This window comes from Anaerococcus provencensis (assembly GCF_000312365.2).
GTDB lineage: Bacteria > Bacillota > Clostridia > Tissierellales > Peptoniphilaceae > Anaerococcus > Anaerococcus provencensis.
In genome coordinates, this window is record NZ_HG003687.1 from 119,954 (window position 1) to 143,965 (window position 24,012).

A 24,012-nucleotide genomic window follows, 5' to 3' on the forward strand; every position below is an offset into this window, starting at 1 on the left:
AATATGAATATATTAAAAACGGTAGATTTAACTAAAACATACGATGCAGGAGTTAAGGTAAATGCCCTATCAAATGTGAATTTTGAACTGGAAAAGGGGGATTTAGTAGCAATTATTGGAGATAGTGGTTCAGGTAAGTCAACTTTACTTCATCTATTAGCAGGAGTTGACACACCAACTAGCGGAGATATTTTTATTCAAGATAAAAATATTACTAAGTTTAATAAAGATGAGATGACTATCTTTCGTAGGAGAAACATAGGAGTTGTTTATCAATTTTTTAATCTGATACCAAATATAAATGTCAGAAAAAATATCTTGCTGCCTCTACTTCTTGATAATAAAAAAGTAGATGAAGACTATCTAAAAGAAATTATATCAATTTTGGGAATTGAAGAAAAGCTTGACAGATATCCTAATCAATTATCTGGTGGACAACAGCAAAGAGTAGCCATAGCCAGAAGTCTTATTACTAGACCTGCGATTATTTTAGCAGATGAACCTACAGGTAATCTTGATAGAAGAAATTCAGAGGAGATTACAGGACTTTTTAGGCTGGTTAACAAGAGGTTAAATTCTACAATCATGATTATCACCCATGATGAAAAGGTGGCAAATTCATGTGATAAAGTTTATAAGATGGTCGACGGTAAGTTAAGCTTATTAGGAGATGAGTCTTATGAAAATTATTAATGACCTAGCTGATGCAGCTGTAAAAAATAATAAAAAAGATAGTTTTGCTATTAAAATTTCTATATTCTTGGCAGTTATACTTCTTGGTACAGTTGTATTTATTATAGGATCTCTCAAACGTGACCAATATGATTACGTAAGTAAAATTGTTGGAGACTACCAAGTGGCAATCACAAAAATTGATGAGAAGTCCTATGATAGATTAAAAGACGATAGAGATATAGAGAAGATTTCTTTTAATAGAATAATATCGACTGATTTAAATGCTAACATTTATGAAAATGGAAAATATAGTAACCTTCTAACAGGATATGAAATAAAAAAAGGAAGAGAACCTAAGAATACAAACGAAATTTTAGCTCCTGAAAGATTCTTGACAAAAAATAAAAATTATAAATTAGGTTCTAAAATCACTGAACATGGTAAAATTTATACTATAGTTGGTATTTACGATGACTATGGTTATTCCTTTGAAAAGGCTATGCTAATTGGCATATCTGGTAGTGAAACCAGGAATGAAATATTTAATAATGGTGCAGATGTTGAAGCTTTAATCTGGTACAAAAATCCGAGAGATGCTTACACAAAAACTAGAGAAATAATGTCTGACATGAACATAGACGAGAAATCCTCAATTGATACAGGAAAGATATCTTATAATACAGATATTTTAGAATATAAGATGATTTATCCAAAAGGTATACTTCCACCAAAATCAGTATTAAAAGACCTGGTGGAGGAATATAGTGCATATTTTTTGCTTGTTCTTCTATTTGCTTTCATAATCTATGGTGCTTTTAATGTATGGAACAATAGAGATTTAAAAGAGATTGCCCTTTTAAAAAGTACAGGAATGACAGAAAAACAAGTTAAAAAAATGATTAGAAAGAAAGCATTTAAGCTTTCAACTTTACCAATAGTCTTGGGAACAGTATTATCTTGGATTTTTGCTAATCTATTATTATATTTAATGTGGCTTAACAACGCTGTTTCGTATAAAAATATGTCTGAGATTATAGGAGAAAATTTCAAATCACCTGATTTTCATTTGATATATCCGAGTCCAATTTCTATTTTAATAATTATTTTGCTGTCTATTTTAACAGTATATTTATCTGCCAGAATTCCTGCTAAGAGAAGTTCAAAGATAAAAGTTATAGAAGGATTAAATGGCATTACGGAAAAAAATATTAAATTGGGTAAATCAAAAATAAATGGAGAGATAGAAAAGACTCTTGCAAGAGATTATTATAGATCATACAGAAAGACATATAGGATTATAGTGATTTCCATGGCGCTTTCAGCCATTGTTTTGACTACAATTTTAGTTGGCGGATCATACAGGGCATTGAATGAAAAATATAACAATTATAAAAGCTCTTACAATTTTAACTCCATTATCTATACGGATAATTATTTGGACAAAAATCTTGAAAATGATCTACAAGACCTTGATGGAATAAAAGAGATGCACATATATCAAAAAAATGAAAGTAAGTTTTATGTTGGCGAAAATATGGATTTTGTTTCTAAAGATTTAAAAAAATCTCTAGATGCTGGTGAAAAATCCAGTGATGAACTATATGCAAATATTTATGCTTTAACAGAACAAGATTTTAAAAACTTGTTAGAAGAGAACAATATATCAGATGCATCATATGTATTGGTAAATAAAATATCCAAAGATAATAACTCTCCCTATGCATTTAGAGATTACATCAAAGTTTCAGATAGTGGTATTGGAGAAATTACTTTGCGATATAACGTAGAAGCAAAACCAATGAAAATAAAAATAGATGGATATTTAAATGAAATTCCTTATGAATTAGAGGGATATGATTCGAATGAAATAGCCATTTATACAAGCGAAAATAGTCTTAAAACTTTTATAGATAAATATGGTATTAATGAGGAAAACCCTATTTATTACTACGATATAAAAATAAAAACAAAAGAAAATCCAGAAAAAGTTTATGAGAATGCCGAAAAAATCATATCAACATATGTACCAAAATCAGATCATGAAACTTCTACAGATATTCTAAAGGAAGCAGCAAATAAAGAACTTATGAGAAATGAGAGGCTACTAAACCTAGCTATCCAAATCATTCTAATAACAATTGCTCTTTCCAATGCCTATAATAGTTTCAAAGGCAACCTTAGAGCGAGATCCAATGACTTTAATCTTTTATCAACTGCTGGTATGACAGAAAAACAAATGAAAAAGATGGTTTTTGTAGAAGGGAAAATCTTATTAAAGAATATTTTATTGGTATACATCTTTATGTTCTTTATAGGGATTGTATTAAGAGCATATAGGAGTAATTACCAATTAGGCTTTGCAATAAAAGAATTGCTATTAAATATTAATTATCTTCCTATTTTAATTATATTCTTGTTCATGGTATTGGGTATACTTTATGCAATTAAGAGCGGTTTTAAAACGGTAAATGACAATTCAAACAAATCCTATTAAAGCATAATATTATAAATTATTTAGATAAGAAGGGGCTTTTAGATAGCCCTTTTCTTATCTAAACTATTATTAGCTAGTTTTTTAATAAATATATATTTTTATCCTAAAAGTATTCTGTGGAAGTTTTTCTTTCCTTTTTTGATTATAATTTTGTTATCTTCGAATAAGTCTTCGCTTATTTCCATCCCAACATCTGTGACTTTTTCATCATTTACTGATACTCCGCCTTGTTTTACAAGTCTTCTTGCTTCACCATTTGATCCTGTTAGTCCAACATTTGTCATAAGTTGTAATAAGCCGATTGGTAAATCTTCTTTAGAAATTTCTGTTGTAGGCATAGCATCTTCGTTTCCTTTTCCGGCAAATAGTGCTTTTGCAGCATCTAGGGCTTCTTTTGCAGCTTCTTCGCCGTGGATTAGCTTGGTAACTTCAAAGGCTAGAACTTCTTTGGCATGGTTGATATCAGCTGCTTCTGTGGCAGAGCCTAGTTTCTTACATTCTTCTGTAGGAAGGAAGGTTAGTTGTAATAAGAACTTTGTAACATCTCTGTCATCTACATTTCTCATGTATTGGAAAAGCTCATATGGGCTTGTCTTCTCTCCATCTAACCATACAGCACCCTTTTGGCTTTTTCCCATCTTTACTCCATCAGCTGTTGTAAGAAGTGAGAATGTCATACCATAAGCCTTGTCTTCTTCCTTTTTGCGAACCAAATCTACACCACCGATGATGTTTGACCATTGGTCAGATCCACCAATTTCAAGGGTACAATTGTGGCGGCGGTATAATTCTAAGAAGTCATAGGATTGTAAAAGCATGTAAGAAAATTCGAAGAATGTTAGACCACCTGCTGCCATACGGTTCTTGTAGGCATCTTTTTTGATCATTTCATTAACCAAGAATTCATTTCCCACATCGCGTAAGAACTCCAAGAATTTTAGTTCTGTAAGCCATTTTTTATTGTTTTCAACTTGAGCAGCCCCATCTCCAAATTCCAAAAATCTTTGGAATTGTTGGTAAAATCTATCAGCGTTGTTGTCGATTGTTTCTTCTGTCATAACCTTTCTCATATCAGAACGACCAGTTGGATCACCGATTAGGGTTGTACCATCACCAAGTAGGGCAATTGGCTTGTGACCATAGTTTTGCATACGAATCATAACCATAATTTGGATAAAGTGGCCTACTGTTAGAGAATCAGCGGTTGCATCAAAACCACAGTAGAAGGTCATAGATTCGTTTTTAAGTTTTTCCTTAAGTTCAGCTTCATCAGTGGCTTGCTCGTAGTAACCACGGTCAACTAACTCATCAAAAACATTGTCATATTCTTTATTGTAAGTAAATTTCATATATTCCTCCTAAAAATTTGCACAAAAAAAGAGCATAAGAGGGCGAAAACGCGGTACCACCTCTTTTTATACTCTAAGCCTTGACAGACCCAAGGCAGGCCTTAAACAAAAGAAAGTTGTAATTCATAACAAAAGTTACTACTGGTCTTTCTTGTAAGTTTTATTTAGCATTAGTATACTTCAGATAAAAAGTATTGGCAATAAATTTTTAAAAAAACTCCTATTGGACAAGTAAATGTCGAAATAGGAGTTAGTTTTTAGTTTGTGTAATACTTAGCCTGTGACTTATATAATCTTGAGTAGATGTTGTCGTATTTCATGAGATTATTATGGCTGTCGTAAGCCTTGATTTTGCCTTCGTCTAGGAGAAGGATTTTGTCGGTAAATCTTGATGAGCTCATCCTGTGGGAGATGAAGATTGCAGTTTTGCCGGCAGTCATTTGGTTGAAGTTTTCGTAGATTTTAGCTTCTGCCAATGGGTCTAGGCTTGCTGTCGGCTCATCTAGGATTATCAAGTCTGGATTTTGGTATAGACATCTTCCAATGGCAAGTTTTTGCTTTTGGCCAAGGGAGAAGTCTGTTGCATCTTCAAATATATCTTTGTTTAGATAGGTATCAAGGCCATTATCTAGGCCATCAATCCTTTCCTTTAATTCTAGCTCATTTAAGATTTGATCGATTTTTCCTTCATCATAGTCTTTTGTTCCAATGATATTTTCTTTTATGCTAAAGGGCATGATGGCAAAATCTTGGAGGACAGCTGAGATTTTTTTGTACAAGGATTCTTTTTGATATTCATTAATATTTCTGCCATTATATAGAATTTCTCCTTTATCAACTTCAAAAAACTTTAAAATGAGTTTAACTATAGTTGTCTTTCCGGCATTGTTGACTCCAACTATTGATATCTTATCTCCTTTATTGATCTTAAAAGAGATGTCATCTAAGATTAGTCTGTCGCTATTTGGATAGGCAAAGGATACATTTTTAAATTCTAGGCTTTCAAAGTCTGACGCTTTCTCAAGGTCTTCATCACTTTCTACTTCTAGGTTCATAAATTCGTATAAGGGTTCTAAGTTTCTTAGGGTTATAGAAAAACCGATTGATTCTGAGAACATCTTTTGAAAAGACGTCATAAAGTTTTCGTTGGCCCTTATGATTGAAGAGAAATCTCCAAAGGATATTTGTGGACCGTAGGAATCAGATAAGGTTCTCATGGCTACATAGGAGTAAGAAACTATCCTAAGTATTGAGTCTAGGAGAATCTTTAGCGATCCAAAATTTGCCTCGTAAGTAAGAGAGTCGTTAAATTTCATGGCTATATCATCTACAAAACTAGAAGTTTTACACTCTATCATCTGTCCCATGTTGTAGGCTCTGATTTCCTTTTGAAATTTATTAGCAGCCATTAGGGAAAAGTAATAGGAGAATCGTCTATTGATGCTTATCATTTCCTGGTCGATTTCTTGGCTGTAACTAGCTATGTTTTTGTCGATTAGGATTATTAGTATGGATATGACAAGTGAGAATATGACCAAATATGGGGAAAATCCTATTATTATAAGGCCGGTACCGATTATTACTGTGATGCCCTCTATGATATCTTTAAGGCAAAATAGGAGCTGGTGGACTTGGCCAAAAGTTATGGCAGAGCTTGCCTTTTCTTTCATATCCAAGACCTTAGTATCTTCTATATTGTAATAGGTCAAATCCATAGCCTTTTTGCCTATCTCAAATGATATGTATTCGTTGATTCCCTGCCTTCTAATAAATTCTAATCTATTAAACCACCTAGATAGGCATTCTATGGCAAATTTTGCTAGAAGAAGTATTATAACTTGCCTTATAAATTGATCGACTGGCTTTGGATCGATTAATTGGTTGATGAAGATGCTTGGCACGTAGACATTTATCAAGGTTCCAAGTCCAGGAATAATTGACTTTAATAAGAGTACTATTATATACAAGGGGTCATTTTTTGCCATCATTTTTACCAGCATCCACAAGGCTTTATATTTCATCATTTTCCTCCTGGTAGTATTTCTTTTGACTTTCATACATTTCTTTGTAGAGACCATTTTCTTTCAAAAGCTCTTCATGAGACCCGTATTCTTTGATATTTCCTCCATCAAGTAGCATGATCTTATCACAAAATCTAGTAGAAGCTAGCCTGTGGGAGATGAAAAGCAAGGTTTTCCCATCTGATATTTCATCGATTTCTTTATAAATAGCTTCTTCTGCTAAGGCATCAAGACTTGCTGTAGGCTCATCCATTATCAGAGAGTAAGTATTTTCCTTATAGAGAGCACGAGCTATGGCTAGTTTTTGATTTTCTCCTCCAGAAAAATTGGTCCCGTCTTCTTCTATATTTTTTGTCATTTGTGTATCTATGCCCTTTGGAAGTTGGTCTATTTTGTAGGAGAGCCCTGCTTGGTCCAGACATTTGATGACTTTCTGCCTATCTATATCATCAGAACGTGCTGCTACATTTTCTGCTATACTTACTGCCAAAGGCTCTACATTTTGTAAGACTGTGGCAAAGGCTCCAAAGCGGTTTTTAAGATCTATTTCTTGGCTGTCTATACCATTTATGTAAATCTTTCCACTTGTAGGTTTATATAAACCAAGGATAAGGGAGACTATGGTAGATTTGCCAGCTCCATTTACTCCAACTATAGCTATTTTTTCATTTGCATTGATCTTAAAAGACAAGTTTTCAAGAACTAATTTATCACTTAAGGGATAGGCAAAGGACACATCTTTAAACTCTATGGATATTGGTCCAGATATTTTCTCATCTCCACAAGTTGGTTCTAGGCGAGCCTTAATAAAGTCATAGCCATCGGCAAAATATCTGAAATTTGACCTGGTTTGTGAAAGTTTAATAACAAAGTTTGAGATGACACTTACATATACACTTATAGATGTGATAATCAGTGTCAGACTTTTTAAGTTAATGGCATTTTTTATCACTTGCCCGCTTAGGTAATAGTAGCTAACTGCTTCTATGCCAACTAAGAGTATGGCTAGGACTGGGGATAGGTACATTTCTGGTCTTACAAATTTTCTTGAAAGCTTATACACATCGTCAACCATAGGCCCAAAACCCTTTATGAAATTTTCCTTGAAAGAAAATATGCGGATATCTTTGGCGTAGGTAAAATCACTTGCTTCTTTGTAATACCTGGAGGCTTTCATAGACACTTTTTGCAGTTCGATATTGTGCTTATGCCTATAGGAATCTGTATAGTTTCTAATCAGAAGCTGCAATATTATAGAAAGAATCGCAAAGGAAAAAATCAGTGGGCTTAGTCTATAAATAATTATAGAAATTATGACAAAGGATACAAATGCTGATAGCAAAGGATACATATCGTGGTAAATGCCCTCTAGGCCCTCAGTATTGTTTGTAAATGGGACATAGGCCTTGGAAGCTTCTGCAGTTAAGTGAGGATTTTCTAGAAGGCCAAAGTCCATATTCATAGATTTGCCAGCAGCATCCATAAATTTCTTCATTCTGGATTTCATGTATATTGCATAGGTCTTATGATCTATTTGGTGGGAGATAACCGAACAAAGTAAAAACAAAATTCCATAAATAGCAATTGTCAAAATCATGGTTTTAAGATCACTTTGTTTTTCTATCAAATCCACCAAATAGTACATGATAAAGGCCTGCATTACAGGAATCACGCCATTTACTAGGGGATAAATAATTAGTGAAAGTTTTATTTTCCAATTATCATTAAAGGGCTCATAGGCGAACTTTAATAGGTCAATTATAGAGGGTCTATCCTTGTGGAGGTAATTTTTGATAGTCTCTTCGTCTTTTAAATATTCAGCTAAGTTTTTATTTTTCTCCATGGTCGTTCTCCTTGATATCTTCACTAAATTTTGTAAGGTTATCTATCAAATATTCAAAGCCATTTTTTCTCAGATAATAATAGTACTTGCGACCTTCTTTTCTGATTCCTACAAAACCACAAATTGAAAGTTTATTCATATGGTAGGATAGGGTAGCAGGAGTAATGTATAGTTTATCTGAAAGTTCTTTTGCATAGTAGTCTGACTCCTTTAGATAGTCTAGGATTTGTATCCTAGTAGTGTCAGAAATAACTGTAAGGTACTGGCTAACATTCATAAGCTTGTGGCTATCTTCACTACTTTCATAGGAATCAACCAAGATTCCCAATTTAACGGCCTTAGTATAATCATTAAAGTCTACAAATCTGAACATTTGTGTGTAAGGAGCAAAAAGAAGAAGACTTACGGTAATTTCTACACTTTGACCTTCTATTAAATTATCTAAACCTATTTGATTGGCAAATTCATAAGGGATTTTATAATTGTTCTTTTCTATATTTGCTAAACTCTCTTTAAATAAGTCATCTATGATATGAACCTTGTCTTTGATAATTTTAACTAATTGCTCTACCAAAACTATGAGTCTATTATATAAGTGCTTGGTGTTCTTATAGGCCCTTAATAAAGCCATTGTATCCTCATCTGAAAGAGCTGAATTTGCAAGATGATCCATAAGAATTGGACCATCGATATATTCCTTAAGTTCAGTATATGTAGTAATTCCAATTTCACCTAGGCTTAAATAATCAAATCCTATAGCCTGGTAAAAAAATGTATCATATAATTCCTTGAAAAAATCATAGTTTAAGCCACTGTTATTTCTCCTATCTAGATTCTGGAAAATTGATAGCATAAAAGGGTAATAATTCTCATCATCTTCTTCATAGATATAAAAAAGTTCTAATATATCCTCATTTTTATCATCAAAGAATTCTTCTATAGGGAAGAAGGCTTCGCCCCTAACTTCTCTTATAAAGTTCATATAAGATGGGTAAGCTGATAAGACATCCTCCATCCTGCAAACTTCTCTTGAAGAATTATATTTACGAAAGTAGGAATCCTTCCGGTCAACCTTATCTGGATTGGAGTGAGCTAGGTAGTCTGTATAATTGAAAATCAAAAGTCCTGCTTCATTTTCAAAGTCTATATTCTTTTTTATTTTAAAAATTGCTTTAGTCATTACAAGTCCTTTCTTAGATTACAATCTAATAATAGATAGTTAACTTAGATATATATTTGTTAGCTCTATTATAGATTGAAATCCGTCTAATTTCAATAGACTAAAGTTTGATATTAATCTAAGATAAAAGGCTTGTAAAAATATCATAATTAAAAGGCCACAATAGCTGGGTAGATACTAACTTTTGAAGTATGATATATCTATATAATTTCGTTTAGTTTAAGAAAGGATAGGAAATGACAGAAAAAAAACTTACTATATAACTTCGGCTATTTTTTATGCAAATAGTTATCTACATATAGGTAACGTTTATGAAGCTATAATTGCTGATGCTTTAAAAAGATATAAAGAATTAAATGGATATGATGTATTTCTTACAACAGGAACTGATGAACACGGGCAAAAGATTATGAGAACTGCTATTGCAGCAGGAACTTCTCCTCAGAAGTTTGTCGATATTATGGCTGATGAAGTTAAAAAATTATTTAAGAGGCTTGAGATTAACTATGATAGCTTTATTAGATCAACTGATCCAGTGCATGAAGAAAATGTTAGAAAAATTTTCACCACACTTTATGAGAAAGGTGACATCTACAAGGGCGAGTACAAGGGATACTACTGTACACCTTGTGAAACATTTTGGACTGAAGCTCAGCTAGAAGATGGCAAGTGCCCAGACTGTGGTCGCGATGTGGAATACCAAGAAGAAGAATCTTATTTCTTCAGACTATCCAAATACGAAGATAGATTAAAAGAATTATTTAAAGAACATCCGGAATTCTTAGAGCCTGCCTTTAGACAAAAGGAAATGCTCAATAACTTCATAGACAAGGGCCTATCTGACCTATCTGTGACCCGTAATTCTTTTGACTGGGGAGTAGATGTTCCTTTTGATAATGAGCACGTAGTTTATGTTTGGATAGATGCTCTATCTTGCTATTTATCTGCAATTGGTTATGGTGATGATCCTCAAAAATTTGAAAAATATTGGCCAGCAAGTGTTCACTTGATTGGTAAAGATATAGTTCGTTTCCATACTATAATTTGGCCGGCACTTTTGATGGCTCTAGACTTGCCACTACCAGAGAAAGTTTTTGCCCATGGATGGATTCTTTTTGACAATGACAAGATGAGTAAGTCCAAGGGAAATATCATGTATCCAGAACCACTAGTTGAACTTTATGGTGTGGATGCTCTTAAATACTTCGTCCTACGTGAGTTTAACTTTGGATCTGATGGTAACTTCTCAAGCAGGAAATTTATGGAAAGATACAACTCTGACCTTGTAAATGACCTAGGCAACCTACTATCAAGAACCACATCAATGATTGATAAATATAACGGTGGACTTGTGGCAAAGGGAAGTGTGTCAGACCACTTTGATGATGAATTAAAAGATTTGGCAAGTAAGACCTATGATGCTTACACTAAACAAATGGATGCCTTTGACTTTAATGAGGCCCTACAAAGTGTGTGGACCTTTATCCGTCGTGCTAACAAGTATGTGGACGAAACAGAACCATGGATACTAGGTCGTGATGAAGCCAACAAAGAAAGACTCAATACAGTCCTATATAACCTAGCTGAATCACTTAGAATAGTTGCCCAACTGGTAGAACCTGTGATGAAAAATACTACAAAAGAAATCTTGGAAAAACTTGGCACAGATAACAAAGGCTTTGAATCGGCGAGTGAATTTGGCCTACTTGAAGAAGGTGCCAAGGTAACAAAGGGCAAAAACCTATTTGATAGGCTTGATATAGATGAAGAACTAGTAAAACTTCACAATCGCAACAATGAGTTGATCGAAGAAAGACTAGGCAAAAGCACAGATTCTGACGATAAAGAAGAAGAAGATTTGGCAGAAATTGCTTACGAAGACTTTGCAAAAGTAGAACTTGTTGTAGGAAAAGTCCTAGAATGCAAAGACCATCCAGATGCTGACAAACTACTAGTCTTCACAGTAGACATTGGGGAAGAAAATCCAAGAACCATCATTTCTGGAATCAAAAAATGGTACAAGCCAGAAGAATTGGAAGGCAAAAATGTAATCGTGGTTAAAAACCTAGCCCCAAGAAAAATGCGTGGTATAGAAAGTCAAGGAATGATTTTATCAGGAGAATTTGACGAAGACTTATCAGTTTTAACAACCCTTAAAGATATGAAGCCAGGAAGCAAGGTTTCTTAATGAGATTAATTGATTGTCACTGTCACTTGACAGATGAGGCTTTTGATGATGACAGGTTATTTATAATAAATGACCTGTCTAATTTTGCTATTAGGGGAATAATAAACCCTGCAACCAATATCGAAGATTCTAAAAAAGCCATAGACCTATCGGAGAAATTTGACAATTTCTACCCTATGGTAGGCATCCATCCAGAAGAAGTGGACCATATAAATGATAAGGACCTAGAAGAATTAGAAATTTTGGCAAAAAATGACAAGGTCCTTGCTATTGGTGAGATTGGCCTTGATTATTACTGGAAAGATGACAATAAGGATAGGCAAAAAGAAATATTCATCCACCAATTGGGGCTTGCAAGAAAGCTAAACTTACCAGCTGTAATCCATGTCAGAGATTCTAAGGATGATATAATAGAAATTTTAACAGACTATAAAGACCTCAAAATCCAAATTCATTGCTTTTCAGATGACCTTAAGACCCTAAATACTTACATGGACATGGGTTTTTATATTTCCATAGGCGGAGTTGTGACCTTTTCCAATGGGACAAATGAAAAAGTAGCTGCAAGAAATGTTCCTATAGAAAGACTGATGTTAGAGACTGACAGTCCATACCTTACACCTGAACCATATAGGGGGCTTAGAAACGATCCAAGACGCGTAGTTGAAGTAGCAAGAACTATTGCGGACCTTCGTGATATGAAGATAGATAAGCTTGCCAAAAGATGCTACAAAAATACTGTGGAGTTTTTTAATTTATGATAAAAGAAACTATTGTAGTTGAAGGAAAAGACGATATAGCCAATGTAAAAAGAGCTGTAGAATGTGAGATAATCGCAACCAATGGCCTTGCCTTTGGCAAAGATCTGATAGAAAGACTAAAAAGAATAGATGAGCGAACAGGCATCATAATACTGACAGATCCAGACCATGCCGGCAAGAAAATCAGAGATAAAATTGCCCGTCACATACCAAATGCCAAGCATGCCTATATTGATAGGAAACATGCCATCAAAAAAAATGACCTGGGCGTTGAAAATGCAGACCCTGAGATAATAATCGAGGCCCTCAAAAACGCCAAGGCAGAGATGGTAGAAAAGAGAAGTGAATTTGTAATGTCTGACTTGGTAAATAATGGCCTATCAATTGGTCCGGGTGCAGCAGCAAAACGCGAAAAATTAGGAGATATACTAGGCATAGGATATTATAACTCCAAGCAATTATTGAGCAAACTAAATTCCTTTGCCATAAGCCGTGAGGAATTCGAAAGGGCGGTGGACCAACTATGAAGAAACTTTATTCTCCGAAGGTTGTAAAGGAAATAATCGACCTATATGATTTTAATTTCAAGAAATCTCTAGGCCAAAACTTTCTAATAGATAAAAATTTCGTAGATAAAATCGTTGATGCAGCTGATATAGAAAATCAAAATGTCCTAGAAATTGGTCCTGGTATAGGAACTATAACTTATGAGATGGCAAAAGTGGCCAAAAAAGTTGTCGCAGTTGAGATTGACCAAAATCTCATACCAATCCTAGATCAAAACCTAGAAGAATTTTCTAACACCCTTGTAATAAACGAAGATATCCTAAAAGTTGACCTTAAAAATTTAGTTGAAAAAGAATTTGCTGGGGAAAGCTTCAAAGTAGTATCAAATCTTCCTTACTATATCACAACTCCAATTATAGAGATGCTCATCACATCAAATCTACCATGTACCGATATGACAATCATGGTCCAAAAAGAAGTTGGCCAAAGGATGCTTGCAGATCAAAATGACAAAGAGTATAGTTCTTTATCGGTCTTTGTAAAATATTATTCAGAGGCAAAATTCTTGGTGAACCTACCCAAATCAGTATTTATGCCCCAACCAAAGATAGATTCGACTATACTTAATCTAAGACTTAGACTTTATGATGATAAAGTTAATCAGAAATTGTTATTTAAACTAGTAAGAGCTGGTTTTAACAAGAGAAGAAAAACCATACTAAATTCACTTTCTGATGTAGCCAGCAAAGATGATTTAAGATTAGTTTTTGAAAAGCTAGATCTAAAGGAAAATCTTAGGGCAGAAAACTTATCACTAGATGATTATATAAATTTGGCTAATGAATTAGAAAATGTTGGGTATAAATAAGTTAGTAAGAATAAAATAAGGAGATAATAATGGCAGATATAAAAGTTTATACATCAAATACATGTGTTTTCTGTAAAGCAGCAAAACAATATTTCAATGAGAATAATATAGAATTTACAGAAATGAACATAGACGAAAATCCAGACGCAGTAGAATACCTTGTATCAAAAGGTTACAGAGGTGTTCCAGTAATCAATATCGACGGAGAAGATATAGTAGGATTTGACAAAGCAGCTATAGAAGCAAAATTAGCTTAAAAAGAAGAGGGTTAAGGCCCTCTTTTTTGTGGAAAAATCTAAAAACAGTAATACACCTATAGGAGATCCTTCGGTCGCTTTTGCTCCCTCGAGGATGACAAGGGGAGGAGCATCGCAAATGATTCCCACTAGACTGTCATTCTGAGCGTATGCGAAGAATCTCCTGGATGAACGATTCTTTAAGAGATCCTTCGATCACTTCGGTCTCTCAAGGATGACAAGTTTTGAATATCACCAAATATTTTATATTACAATCTCACTCCTATGGCTTACTTATTTCAACATTTTGTATTTTGCCATTTAGACCACCAAAGGTGATTTTATAGCCATCTGAGCTTTGTAGATAAAAGTTTTTCATAGTTTTACCCTTATTATTAGGATCTTCTATAAGTTTATCTTTAAATTCCCCTTTAACATTATAAATGCTATCTAGGAGGGTGTGGCCCATTATTTCCAAATCCCAGTTATTATCCATAGCTTGGATTTGGAAGGAATTTACGTCCTTTTTGTTTTCATCTAGGCCAAGTTCTATAGCGTAGGCTTCTGTTCTTGCTATATCATCGCGGTCCCCATCTGTAAACCAAGTTGGTTTAAGCTCATTTGATTTTCCTAGCTTACTTAGAGAAACTTTATTATCACCAAGGTCTCTATACTCGTAGCCATTTTCTATGAAGTCATCTATAGTAAGTGGCCACTGGTAAAGCTCGCCTTCTAGGATAAAGGCAGCGTCATCTCTTCTTTTGGTTGTGTAAGCTGTTTCTGGTGTTAGCTTGGTATAAGGATTTTCCACTGGTTTTAAAAATACTTCGGCAGCGTGAAGGAGGGGAAAGGTAAAGATAAAAATAAGGTTTATAAGCAAAAACAAAACTACTTTTCCCTTAAAATCTTTATTTACTCCATCGACAATAGCAAGCAGAGTCCCTATTAGTCCAAGGCTAGTGCAAAATAAGACAGCTAATTTAAGTGGCCTATCATATCCTAAAAAATTGATGTATGAATATCTAAATATAAAGCAAATAATTAGGATAATCAGTGATACTAGGGGTAAGGCCCTATATACTTTTTCTAATTTAGTTTTTCTCATAATCTGCTAACCTTTCATTAGGTATAATTTCAATTTGTATTAGTTTATCATCTTTCATAGTAAAAATCACCACATATTGTCCATTTAGATACATATAATACTGGTCGTTGTTTAAAGATATAATCTCCTTATCAGAAAGCTTATTCTCGATTTGGCTTATGTCATCATTCATCTTTATATCATCTAGGGCAAAATCCATACTTCCAAGTCCATCATTTGTAAGTTTGATATATGATAAGGATAATTCTCCTATATCAGCACTTGCTCCAGTATTATTTTTAACTTGTCCCCAAAAGCTTGCTTGATTTTTGCTAAAGTAAATATCACAAACTTCACCCACATCAAGATTTTGTATATCATCTTTAAAATCCTGTCCCTCTTTTTTTACCTGGTATGTGAAGCCATTTTGTACAAAGCTATCTACTAGGCTTGGGAATGTGTATGAATAGCCATCTATTTTGAAATCACCTGCAATATTTTTCCTATGATTTTCTTCGACCATATCTATATTTTTTTGTAATGAAAAATTGTTGTACATGAAATCACTTGCCTTATCACAAGATGATAGGCTAAGGCAAATAAGTAAACTTAAAAATATTTTCATAAATTTATACCTCATTGGTTAATTGTATCAGATATTTTACAAGATTTAAATAAATTAAATGTTATAATAATAGATATAGGAGGATATTATGTTTGATTTTAATAGCGCAAAAGAAAGAGTAGACAAGGTTACAAATAGAACCCATTTGTTCTATTCAGATTATTTTTCAGGAATATCTAATAATAACGTATACATAAAACCAGAAAATTTACAAAAAACTGGTTCCTTTAAGATAAGAGGAGCCTATAATAAGATATGTAAGCTAAGCGAAGAAGAAAAAGCTAAGGGTATTATCACAGCATCAGCTGGCAACCACGCCCAAGGTGTAGCTTTTTCTGCGAATGACCTTGGCATAGATGCAACAATCTGTATGCCAGAACAAACCCCAATGATCAAGGTCGATGGAACTTTGAAATATGGAGCAAAGGTAGACCTATTTGGTGAAAACTTTGATGCCTGCAAGGACCACGCCCTAGAACGTGCAGAAAAAGAAGGACTTACTTTTATCCCGCCTTTTGATGACCTAGATGTCATAGAAGGTCAAGGAACCATAAGCCTTGAAATCTTAGAAGACCTAGAATATGTGGACTATGTGATTGTCCCTGTAGGTGGTGGCGGACTAATAGCAGGAGTTGCTAAATGCATCAAGCAAATTAGCCCACTTATCAAGGTTATTGGTGTTGAACCAGTATCAGCCGCTTCTATGAAAGAAGCAGTCAAAGAAGGCAAAGTTGTAAAAGTAAAGGGAGTAGACACTATAGCTGATGGTACAGCAGTTGCAGAAGTTGGTAAATATACTTATGAGATTTGTAAGGACTATGTTGACGACTGGATAACTGTAACAGATGAGGAAGTTTTGATGGCCTTTATTAATCTAATGGAACGCCACAAACTAGTAGCAGAACCATCTGGAGCCCTATCACTTGCAGCCTTACAGAAAGTTAATTTCTACAACAAAAACGTTGTTTCAATCATAAGCGGTGGAAATATTGATATGAGCTTCATCTCTCAACTTATCAATCGTGGTCTATTTGAAACTGGTAGAATTACTAGAATTAACGTTGAACTACCAAACATACCAGGCAAACTTCAAGAGCTTCTTTCAGATATTGCCTATACAAAGGCAAATGTTGTTACAATTGACCAAGACAGCCTAAGAGAAGCAAGCAGATACAAGAATATAAATGTTGAAATCACACTTGAGACCAATGGTGTAGAACACGTTAAGAAAATTCACGATCTTTTAAATAAGAAAGGATACATTATACATTGAAATTTGATGATTTAATCAAAAGAATTGAATATATATCTTACAAAAAACAAAATGATAGTGATATAAGTGACATTACCAACAACTCCCAATATATGGATGGTATTGATAGCTTTGCAGCAATAAAGGGCAATGTCTTAGACGGCCATAAGTATATAGAAGATGCCATAGCAAAGGGCGCAAAAACCATAGTTCATAGCGAAGATATAGACTATGTAGATGGGATTAATTATATAAAAGTTGCTGATAGTAGAAAAGCTACTTCGGATATATCAAATATCCTAGAAGACTACCCATCAAAGAAAATGACAGTGGTAGGAGTGACAGGAACAAATGGTAAAACAACCACTTCTTCCTTGATATATTTTCTAATCAAAGAAATATATGGCAAGGCTACAAATATTGGAACGGACGGTGCCTTTGTAAATGGAGCAAGAACCGAGACACCAAATACAACTCCAGATATATTTTTCATAAACAAAGTATTAAACGAGAGTTTAGACCAAGGCATAGATAAGGTAGTCATAGAATCAAGTTCCCACGGCCTATCACAAAACCGCTTAAACGGTATAGACTTTGACTATGGAGTATTCACCAATCTTTCTACAGAACATCTGGACTATCACAAGACTATGGATGGATACTTTGATGCAAAGATGAAACTTTTTGAAGTTGCTAAGGTAAAAATTGCAAACTTTGACGATCCCTATGGCAGAAAGGCAAAGGAAAGATTTGCTGATGTGATTTCTTATGGTACAAGCGATGATGTTGACTACATGGCCTATGACATAAAGAAAAATGATGGTAAAACCACATTTTTTGTAAAAGACCAAGAATTTACCATAAACACCATAGCAGATTATGAACTTTACAATTCCCTAGCTGCCATTACTGTTCTAAGTCAAATGGGAAATGACCTAGGAACAATTGCTGATAACTTAGTTAAATTTAAGGGGATTCCTTCAAGATTCCAATATATAGAAAATGACTTGGGCAAAAATATTGTCATAGACTTTGCCCATACACCTGTTGCCTTTGATTCACTATTTAAATCAATACCACAAGATGTGAGGACCTATGCAGTTTTTGGAGTAAATGGCGATAGGAATGAAGAATTTAGAAGGCTTACAGGCAATATCTGTGCCAAAAATGATGTATTTGTAGTGGCGACTACAGATGATAATAAATTTGATACTTTTGAAAATATCACCAATGATTTGATCAAAGGCATCGAGGAATTTGGTGGAGAATATGAGAGAATCGAAAATCGTAAAGAAGCCATCAAATGGGCTATAAGTCAAGCTAATGAGGGCGATTATATTGTCATGCTTGGCAAGGGCGAGGAGAGATTCTTAAAACACCACGGCAATGAAAAAACTTATTATAACGAATATGAAACTGTCCTTGAGGCTATAAAAGAGCAATGAAAATTCTCGTAATAGGAGCTGGTGTTTCTGCCTTGTTTTTTGCATCATTTATGGATGAGGGTCAAGTTACACTTATTGAAAAAAATGAATTTGCCGGTAGAAAACTTCTGGCAACTGGCAATGGTCGTTGTAACTTTACAAATCTTAACCAAGGCAAGGAATTTTTTAAATCTGATAATCCAAACTTTGTAGATTTTGCTATAGATTCCTTTGATTCTAATAAGCTTATAGACTACTTTAATGAAATAGGCATAGCTACTACCCACCTGCCATCAGGAAGGTGCTATCCTCTCACTATGTCAAGCAAGACTGTGAGGGATAGCCTATTTCTTAAGGCAAAGGAAAATGCAGACTTTGTCTTTAACCAAGAAGTGACGGATATTGATTTTGATAAAAAAATTGTAAAAACCAAGGAAAAGTCATATCCTTACGACAAGCTAGTAATAGCAACAGGTGGCAAAACTTTGCAAAACTCAGGGTCTGATGGCAAGATTTTTGACCTTATAAAGGATAAGGTCAAGGTCACTCCTATGACCTATGGTATTACAAATTTTGAGACCAAGGAGAAATTTTCCAAAAAAGCCAAGGGCACAAAGATTAGTGGAAAAGCAAGTTTGTTAGTCGATGGAAAGTATAGCAAATCATCTATTGACGACATTATTTTCCAAAATTATGGCCTCACAGGGACAGCAATTCTAGATATTTCCAATGAATTATCCATTAGCCTAAAAAATAAGTCCAAAAGCCAAATAGAAATCGACTTCTTCCCAGACTTGGCTAAAGAAGAATTTACTGGCTATGTGAGAAATCTTGCAAAAAAATTCCCTGCTAGAACCATAAAAGAGATTATAATCGGTATAATAAATGAGAAACTAATTGATGATATCCTAAAAGTGGGCAAAATTAGCCCTGATAAAAAAGCAAATAACTTAAATGACAAGGATTTTGAAATGCTTTGTAGATCTTTGAAATACTTGAGATTTAATGTGACAAAAATCCACGATAAGGTAAATGCTCAGGTGACCATAGGTGGGGTAGATACAAGATACATCGACCCACAAACTATGGCTCATAATAAATACAAGGATGTATTTTTCATAGGTGAGTGCCTGGATGTGGCTGGAGATTGCGGTGGCTACAACATATGGTGGGCTGCTGCATCTGCTTTTGTATCATCAAAGTTTTTAAGGAGTTTGAATGTTTAAAATAAGTAGAAATTTAAATGAAATGAAATACAATGGCGAATCTATAAGGCTTGCCGTAATGGGAGCAGGCAAGATGGGAACATCTTTGATTTCCCAACTAGCCAATATAGATGCCATGGAAGTAAAACTAGTAATCGACAGAACCCCACAAAAGGCCATAGATGCTCTTGTTAGAAGTGGAGTTGCTGAAGATAAAATTATTTATACTGATGATTACAACGAAGGTTATGAAATCCTAGAAAAGGGTTATGTTTGTGTGTCTACTAACTACAGACTTTCCTACAAGCTTATGCAAATAAATGCTGTAGTTGACTGTACAGGCAATCCATCATTTGGAGCTGTTATAGCAAGAAAAACTATCCAATATCACAAGCATATGATTTCCTTTAACGTGGAATGTGAAGCAACAGTTGGACCAGTATTGCACGATATGGCCAAAAAAGCTGGCGTGGTTTATACTGGAATCCTTGGCGATGAGCCAGGAGCTATCATAGATCTTTGCGACCAAGCCTTTGGTATGGGTCTTGATGTATTAGTTGCCGCAAAGGGTAAAAACAATAGACTTGACGAGTATGTAACACCTGACCAGGTTAGGGCAGAAGCTATAGAAAAAGGTTTGAATCCAAAGATGCTCACATCATTTGTAGATGGTACAAATACAATGATTGAGCTTAATAGCGTATGCAATGCCCTTGGATTTTTGCCAGATACCTTTGGCTGCCACGGCATAGAGACAAGTCCAGAAAATGCTGTCGAAGACTTTAAATTAAAATCTGACGGTGGAGTCCTTGATAACTACAAGGTTGTAGAATTTTCAAAAGGAATGGCACCAGGAGTATTTATCATAGTCACAAGTGATAAGGAAGATGTCAGAGATTTGATGAAATTCTTAGGCTTTGGAGATGGTCCAAACTATCTAATGTATAGACCTTATCACTTAACAAGTCTAGAAGCGCCAATTACCATATACAATGCTGTAGTAGAAAATGAACCTACAATAGCACCAATCCAAGGTCAAGTGGCAGATACAGTCACTATCGCTAAAAGAGATATCAAAAAGGGCGAAACACTAGATGGTATAGGAAGCGAAAAGGTATTTGGTAAACTTACTAGCCACACAAGATCAATGAAAGAAGACCTATTGCCAATTGGACTAATCACTCCAAAGACAGTAGCAAAAGTTGACATTCCAAAAGACACTTTAATAGATATGACAATGGTAGAAATTGACGAAAGAGCTACAATAACAAGATTACGTCGTAGACAAAACTCAATGAAACTCTAGGAGAAGTCATGGACAAATTTGAAATATATTCCAAATTTTTAAAAAGAAACGTGACTTACAATTTTCTAGAAAATCCAGAATCCAACATATACATTTACTTCTTTGACGGTCAAAACCTATTTGACCTAGAAGAATGCTATATGGATGCTACATTTGAATTCAAAGAAGCCCTAGACAAAGCTAAGATAAGGGCAAATGTCGTTGGTATATATGCTCCATATGATTCAAATAGGACAAATGAGTACACTCCATACACTGAGGGTGACCCAGAAGCTGACTACTTTGACGATGACTTTACTTATAGGCCGCAAGGCATAGAAACTGGAGAATTCATTGTAAAAGAACTCATCCCACACATAGAAAAAGATAAGAAAGAAATAGTAAGGCTAATAGGTGGAGCCTCCCTAGGAGGACTCATGAGCCTATATATGGGGGCTAAGTACCCTAAGATATTTCAAAGAGTCCTAGCTATGAGCTCACACTTTAACATCAACCTAGTAGAATCAGGGCAAATGTTAAATTCCTACGATGGCAAAAACAAGCAAAAAGTCTATATAGACGTAGGAGATAATGAATACCCAGAAGACCCACTCCTATCTAGATCATACGTGGACTTAAACAAGATGGCCTATGGTTACTTGAAAGATAAAGTCGAAAGCAAATTTGTCTACGCCAAAGGAGCAACCCACCACGAAAGGGACTGGGCAGAAAGAATGCCGGAGGCTTTAACTTATTTGCTAAATTAAGTTTCAATAAATTTTTTGTAAAAATTTTATATTTAAAAACTAGCACCCTATAAGGGTGCTTTTTTGAATAAATAGATTTTTATATGAATCTTTTTTTATTAATTATATTAACGTAACTGTCATCCTTCTTGACCTATCCCCAGTCCCTTCATCTTGGGTGGCAAATTACATTTGCCATCTCCGAGATGAGCTGAAAGCGAATCCGAAGAACTCTTTGCGAAATTGATGGAATGTCAAATGTAGCGAAGTCCAAAAGCAGGCCACCCGCCACATACAGGGCGATTTGGCTAACAGAGCCGACCGAGGGAGGCCCTATCAGGGGCAACCGAAGTATCTTTATAAAGAAATTGGAAAGAAAAATATTTCTTTCTACTTCAAATGTTTTGAATGTCTTATATTCTCTCTCTTATTTTAGGCTGTACCGTTGCACCTCGGGGGATAGGAATTAGGGGTAGCGGAGACCCCTTTTTCCTTTCCCCCGATCCCCCCTATACCTTCTACACCCCCTCCGCCACTGCGTGGGGCAATGATTAGTAGAAGTTTGCTCCGCAAATTCTTTTGTTTAGATTGTTAATACAATATTCACTGCACCACTAAGCCTACAAATACTAAATCCATAGGCTTAGAGGTGGGAAAATTGCTTTGTTTTCAAATCGTAGAATTTCGTTAAGAAATCGCACTGTTTGAGCGTAGCGAGTTTGCGATTTTAGAAATTCAAGATTTAGAAAACACCAATTTTTATAGTATATAATATGGTTTCACCCTGTCATATCGTAAGAATTTGCAAAGCAAATTCTTACAAGTTTTAGCACCACGCAGTGGCCGTTTCGAGGGGGTAGCGGAAAAGGGGGTTTAAGGAGGAAAACCAGTTGGGGAGAATCGGAACTCCCCTGGGTTTTCCCCCCCCCTTAGTGCAACGGTACAGCCTTAAATAACAATTAAAAAACAAGATATTAATTCCTTAAAATAAAAAAAGATTTTCGATTATTTTCTAAAAATAATCAAGAAAAAACCAGGCTTTCTGCCTGGAAAAAATATTTTTTATTTAAAAATTTCAGCTAATTTAGTTTCTTCTAGTTCTTTACCAAAGAATACCACATCTTTAACATCATTTTGATATTTGATGTCTCCCCATAGGATTCCTCCTACGTATTGGTTTTCTTTTTTGAATAGTTTGTAGATGTTTCCGTCTTTTTCTGCTTTGATTTCTTCGATTCCTTCACCAGAGCTCATTCCTGCTGAGAAGATTTTTGTATCTCCTATCATTAGTGTTGAGAATGGCTTTGGTTTTTGGTAGTGTTCATCAGATCCTGTCATATTGTGACCAGCTATTCTTCCCATTTCTTGGCTGCTTGTCCATAGGCCTATTGTGAAATCGCCGATTTGTGCACAGTCACCTGCTGCAAATACATTTTCTTTTTTGCTTTGTAGGTTGTCATCAACTACTATGCCGCGGTCTACTTCAAGACCTGATGCTTTGGCTAAATCTATGTTTGATCTTACGCCGGCTTGGATCATTATAGCATCTGCTGGGATTTCCTCGCCATCAGAAAGTTTGATTCCTTTAACTTTGCCATCTTCTACTAGAATTTCTTCTGTGAATTTACCTGTATAGGTTTTGATTCCCATTTCATTTAGGTCTTTTTCTAATTTTTCTGACAACTCTTTATCTAGCTGACGAGATAGTAGGTAGTCAAAGCTTTCTATAACTGTTACTTCTTTGCCAAGTAGTAGGGCAGAGTAAGCTGCTTCAAGTCCCAAGATTCCACCACCGATTACAACGACTTCTTCTTTGCCTTCTACATAGGCCTTAAAGTTCATAAGGTCATCTATAGTTCTTATGGCAAAGACTCCTTCGCTTTCAACGTTTTTGATTGGTGGGATAAATGGTCTTGCTCCTGTTGCAAGGAGTACTTTTCCATACTCAATCTCTTCACCTGTTGATAGGTGAGCAATGTTATTGTCAAGATCTAACTTTTCTACTGCTGTTTCAAGTTTTTCTTCAATGTGTCTTTCACTGTACCAAGGTTGTTTTTTCACATAGATGTCATCTTCGTTGAATTCTTTTGAAATCAAATCAGATAGTCTAGTTCTCCAGTATGTGCTTGGTTTTTCTGCTGATACTATTAGAATACTAGAGTCAGAATCCTTTTTTCTAATTTCTTCTGTTGCAGATAAGCCTGAAATACCGTTTCCAATAATCAAATAATCGTACATTTTTACCTCTTTTATAATAATTCTTTACTTA

At 34.8% G+C, this 24,012-nt stretch carries 19 protein-coding genes; 12 read left to right on the forward strand and 7 right to left on the reverse strand.

All coding sequences use genetic code 11. The features are described from left to right. Window positions 1-3: 3 nt before the first annotated feature. Entirely contained in the window at window positions 4-693 is a 690-nt protein-coding gene (locus BN38_RS08080) for an ABC transporter ATP-binding protein (RefSeq protein ID WP_044566715.1), read from the forward strand. Continuing rightward, window positions 680-3,169: an ABC transporter permease gene (locus BN38_RS08085; protein ID WP_044566719.1), complete on the forward strand. Its 2,490-nt coding sequence runs from the start codon at window positions 680-682 to the stop codon at window positions 3,167-3,169. Before BN38_RS08080 ends, BN38_RS08085 begins: the two co-directional genes overlap by 14 nt. Window positions 3,170-3,267: 98 nt before the next feature. On the opposite strand, the gene tyrS is transcribed toward BN38_RS08085, so the two are convergent. From tyrS to BN38_RS08105, 4 genes are all read right to left on the reverse strand, one after another. Further along, window positions 3,268-4,518, reverse strand: coding sequence for a tyrosine--tRNA ligase (tyrS, locus tag BN38_RS08090; protein WP_044566721.1), 1,251 nt, complete (start codon window positions 4,516-4,518; stop codon window positions 3,268-3,270). 257 nt (window positions 4,519-4,775) lie between these two features. After that, entirely contained in the window at window positions 4,776-6,539 is a 1,764-nt protein-coding gene (locus tag BN38_RS08095; RefSeq protein ID WP_230197756.1) for an ABC transporter ATP-binding protein, read from the reverse strand. Next, window positions 6,529-8,382, reverse strand: coding sequence for an ABC transporter ATP-binding protein (locus BN38_RS08100; RefSeq protein WP_044566725.1), 1,854 nt, complete (start codon window positions 8,380-8,382; stop codon window positions 6,529-6,531). Before BN38_RS08100 ends, BN38_RS08095 begins: the two co-directional genes overlap by 11 nt. After that, window positions 8,369-9,562 carry an ArsR/SmtB family transcription factor gene (locus tag BN38_RS08105; protein ID WP_044566728.1) on the reverse strand — a complete coding sequence of 398 codons (1,194 nt, stop codon included), beginning with the start codon at window positions 9,560-9,562 and terminating at the stop codon, window positions 8,369-8,371. The genes BN38_RS08100 and BN38_RS08105 overlap by 14 nt, the downstream gene beginning before the upstream one ends. A 229-nt stretch (window positions 9,563-9,791) precedes the next feature. Between BN38_RS08105 and metG the strand changes: the two genes are divergently transcribed. Genes metG through BN38_RS08130 form a run of 5 tightly spaced genes read left to right on the forward strand, consistent with a single transcriptional unit; the run spans window position 9,792 to window position 14,143 of the window. Continuing rightward, window positions 9,792-11,750: a methionine--tRNA ligase gene (gene metG, locus BN38_RS08110; protein ID WP_044566730.1), complete on the forward strand. Its 1,959-nt coding sequence runs from the start codon at window positions 9,792-9,794 to the stop codon at window positions 11,748-11,750. Beyond that, the gene (locus BN38_RS08115) at window positions 11,750-12,511 is read left to right on the forward strand and encodes a TatD family hydrolase (protein WP_044566732.1); all 762 of its coding nucleotides are present in this window, start codon (window positions 11,750-11,752) and stop codon (window positions 12,509-12,511) included. The genes metG and BN38_RS08115 overlap by 1 nt, the downstream gene beginning before the upstream one ends. Further along, window positions 12,508-13,038: a ribonuclease M5 gene (gene rnmV, locus BN38_RS08120; protein WP_044566734.1), complete on the forward strand. Its 531-nt coding sequence runs from the start codon at window positions 12,508-12,510 to the stop codon at window positions 13,036-13,038. The genes BN38_RS08115 and rnmV overlap by 4 nt, the downstream gene beginning before the upstream one ends. Continuing rightward, complete coding sequence (gene rsmA, locus BN38_RS08125) at window positions 13,035-13,886, forward strand: 16S rRNA (adenine(1518)-N(6)/adenine(1519)-N(6))-dimethyltransferase RsmA (RefSeq protein WP_044566736.1); 852 nt, start codon at window positions 13,035-13,037, stop codon at window positions 13,884-13,886. The genes rnmV and rsmA overlap by 4 nt, the downstream gene beginning before the upstream one ends. A gap of 29 nt (window positions 13,887-13,915) precedes the next feature. Further along, window positions 13,916-14,143, forward strand: a complete 228-nt coding sequence (locus BN38_RS08130) for a glutaredoxin family protein (RefSeq protein WP_044566738.1) — start codon at window positions 13,916-13,918, stop codon at window positions 14,141-14,143. 262 nt (window positions 14,144-14,405) lie between these two features. Here BN38_RS08130 and BN38_RS08135 read toward each other — a convergent pair whose 3' ends face one another. After that, the gene (locus BN38_RS08135; RefSeq protein WP_044566740.1) at window positions 14,406-15,227 is read right to left on the reverse strand and encodes a hypothetical protein; all 822 of its coding nucleotides are present in this window, start codon (window positions 15,225-15,227) and stop codon (window positions 14,406-14,408) included. Further along, window positions 15,214-15,831, reverse strand: coding sequence for a hypothetical protein (locus BN38_RS08140; RefSeq protein WP_044566742.1), 618 nt, complete (start codon window positions 15,829-15,831; stop codon window positions 15,214-15,216). Before BN38_RS08140 ends, BN38_RS08135 begins: the two co-directional genes overlap by 14 nt. A gap of 88 nt (window positions 15,832-15,919) precedes the next feature. On the opposite strand from BN38_RS08140, the gene ilvA reads away from it, so the two are divergent. From ilvA to BN38_RS08165, 5 genes are read left to right on the forward strand one after another with little or no spacing between them, the layout of a single operon-like run. Beyond that, on the forward strand, window positions 15,920-17,104 hold the full coding sequence (gene ilvA / locus BN38_RS08145; protein WP_044566744.1) for a threonine ammonia-lyase: 1,185 nt from the start codon (window positions 15,920-15,922) through the stop codon (window positions 17,102-17,104). After that, entirely contained in the window at window positions 17,101-18,528 is a 1,428-nt protein-coding gene (locus BN38_RS08150; protein ID WP_044566746.1) for a UDP-N-acetylmuramoyl-L-alanyl-D-glutamate--2,6-diaminopimelate ligase, read from the forward strand. Before ilvA ends, BN38_RS08150 begins: the two co-directional genes overlap by 4 nt. Beyond that, entirely contained in the window at window positions 18,525-19,733 is a 1,209-nt protein-coding gene (locus tag BN38_RS08155) for an aminoacetone oxidase family FAD-binding enzyme (protein WP_044566748.1), read from the forward strand. The genes BN38_RS08150 and BN38_RS08155 overlap by 4 nt, the downstream gene beginning before the upstream one ends. Continuing rightward, the gene (locus tag BN38_RS08160) at window positions 19,726-21,018 is read left to right on the forward strand and encodes an NAD(P)H-dependent oxidoreductase (RefSeq protein ID WP_044566750.1); all 1,293 of its coding nucleotides are present in this window, start codon (window positions 19,726-19,728) and stop codon (window positions 21,016-21,018) included. The genes BN38_RS08155 and BN38_RS08160 overlap by 8 nt, the downstream gene beginning before the upstream one ends. Before the next feature lie 8 nt (window positions 21,019-21,026). Then, window positions 21,027-21,764: an alpha/beta hydrolase gene (locus BN38_RS08165; protein WP_044566752.1), complete on the forward strand. Its 738-nt coding sequence runs from the start codon at window positions 21,027-21,029 to the stop codon at window positions 21,762-21,764. Window positions 21,765-22,805: 1,041 nt separating this feature from the next. On the opposite strand, the gene BN38_RS08170 is transcribed toward BN38_RS08165, so the two are convergent. Beyond that, complete coding sequence (locus tag BN38_RS08170) at window positions 22,806-23,981, reverse strand: NAD(P)/FAD-dependent oxidoreductase (protein WP_044566754.1); 1,176 nt, start codon at window positions 23,979-23,981, stop codon at window positions 22,806-22,808. Window positions 23,982-24,012 lie beyond the last annotated feature (31 nt).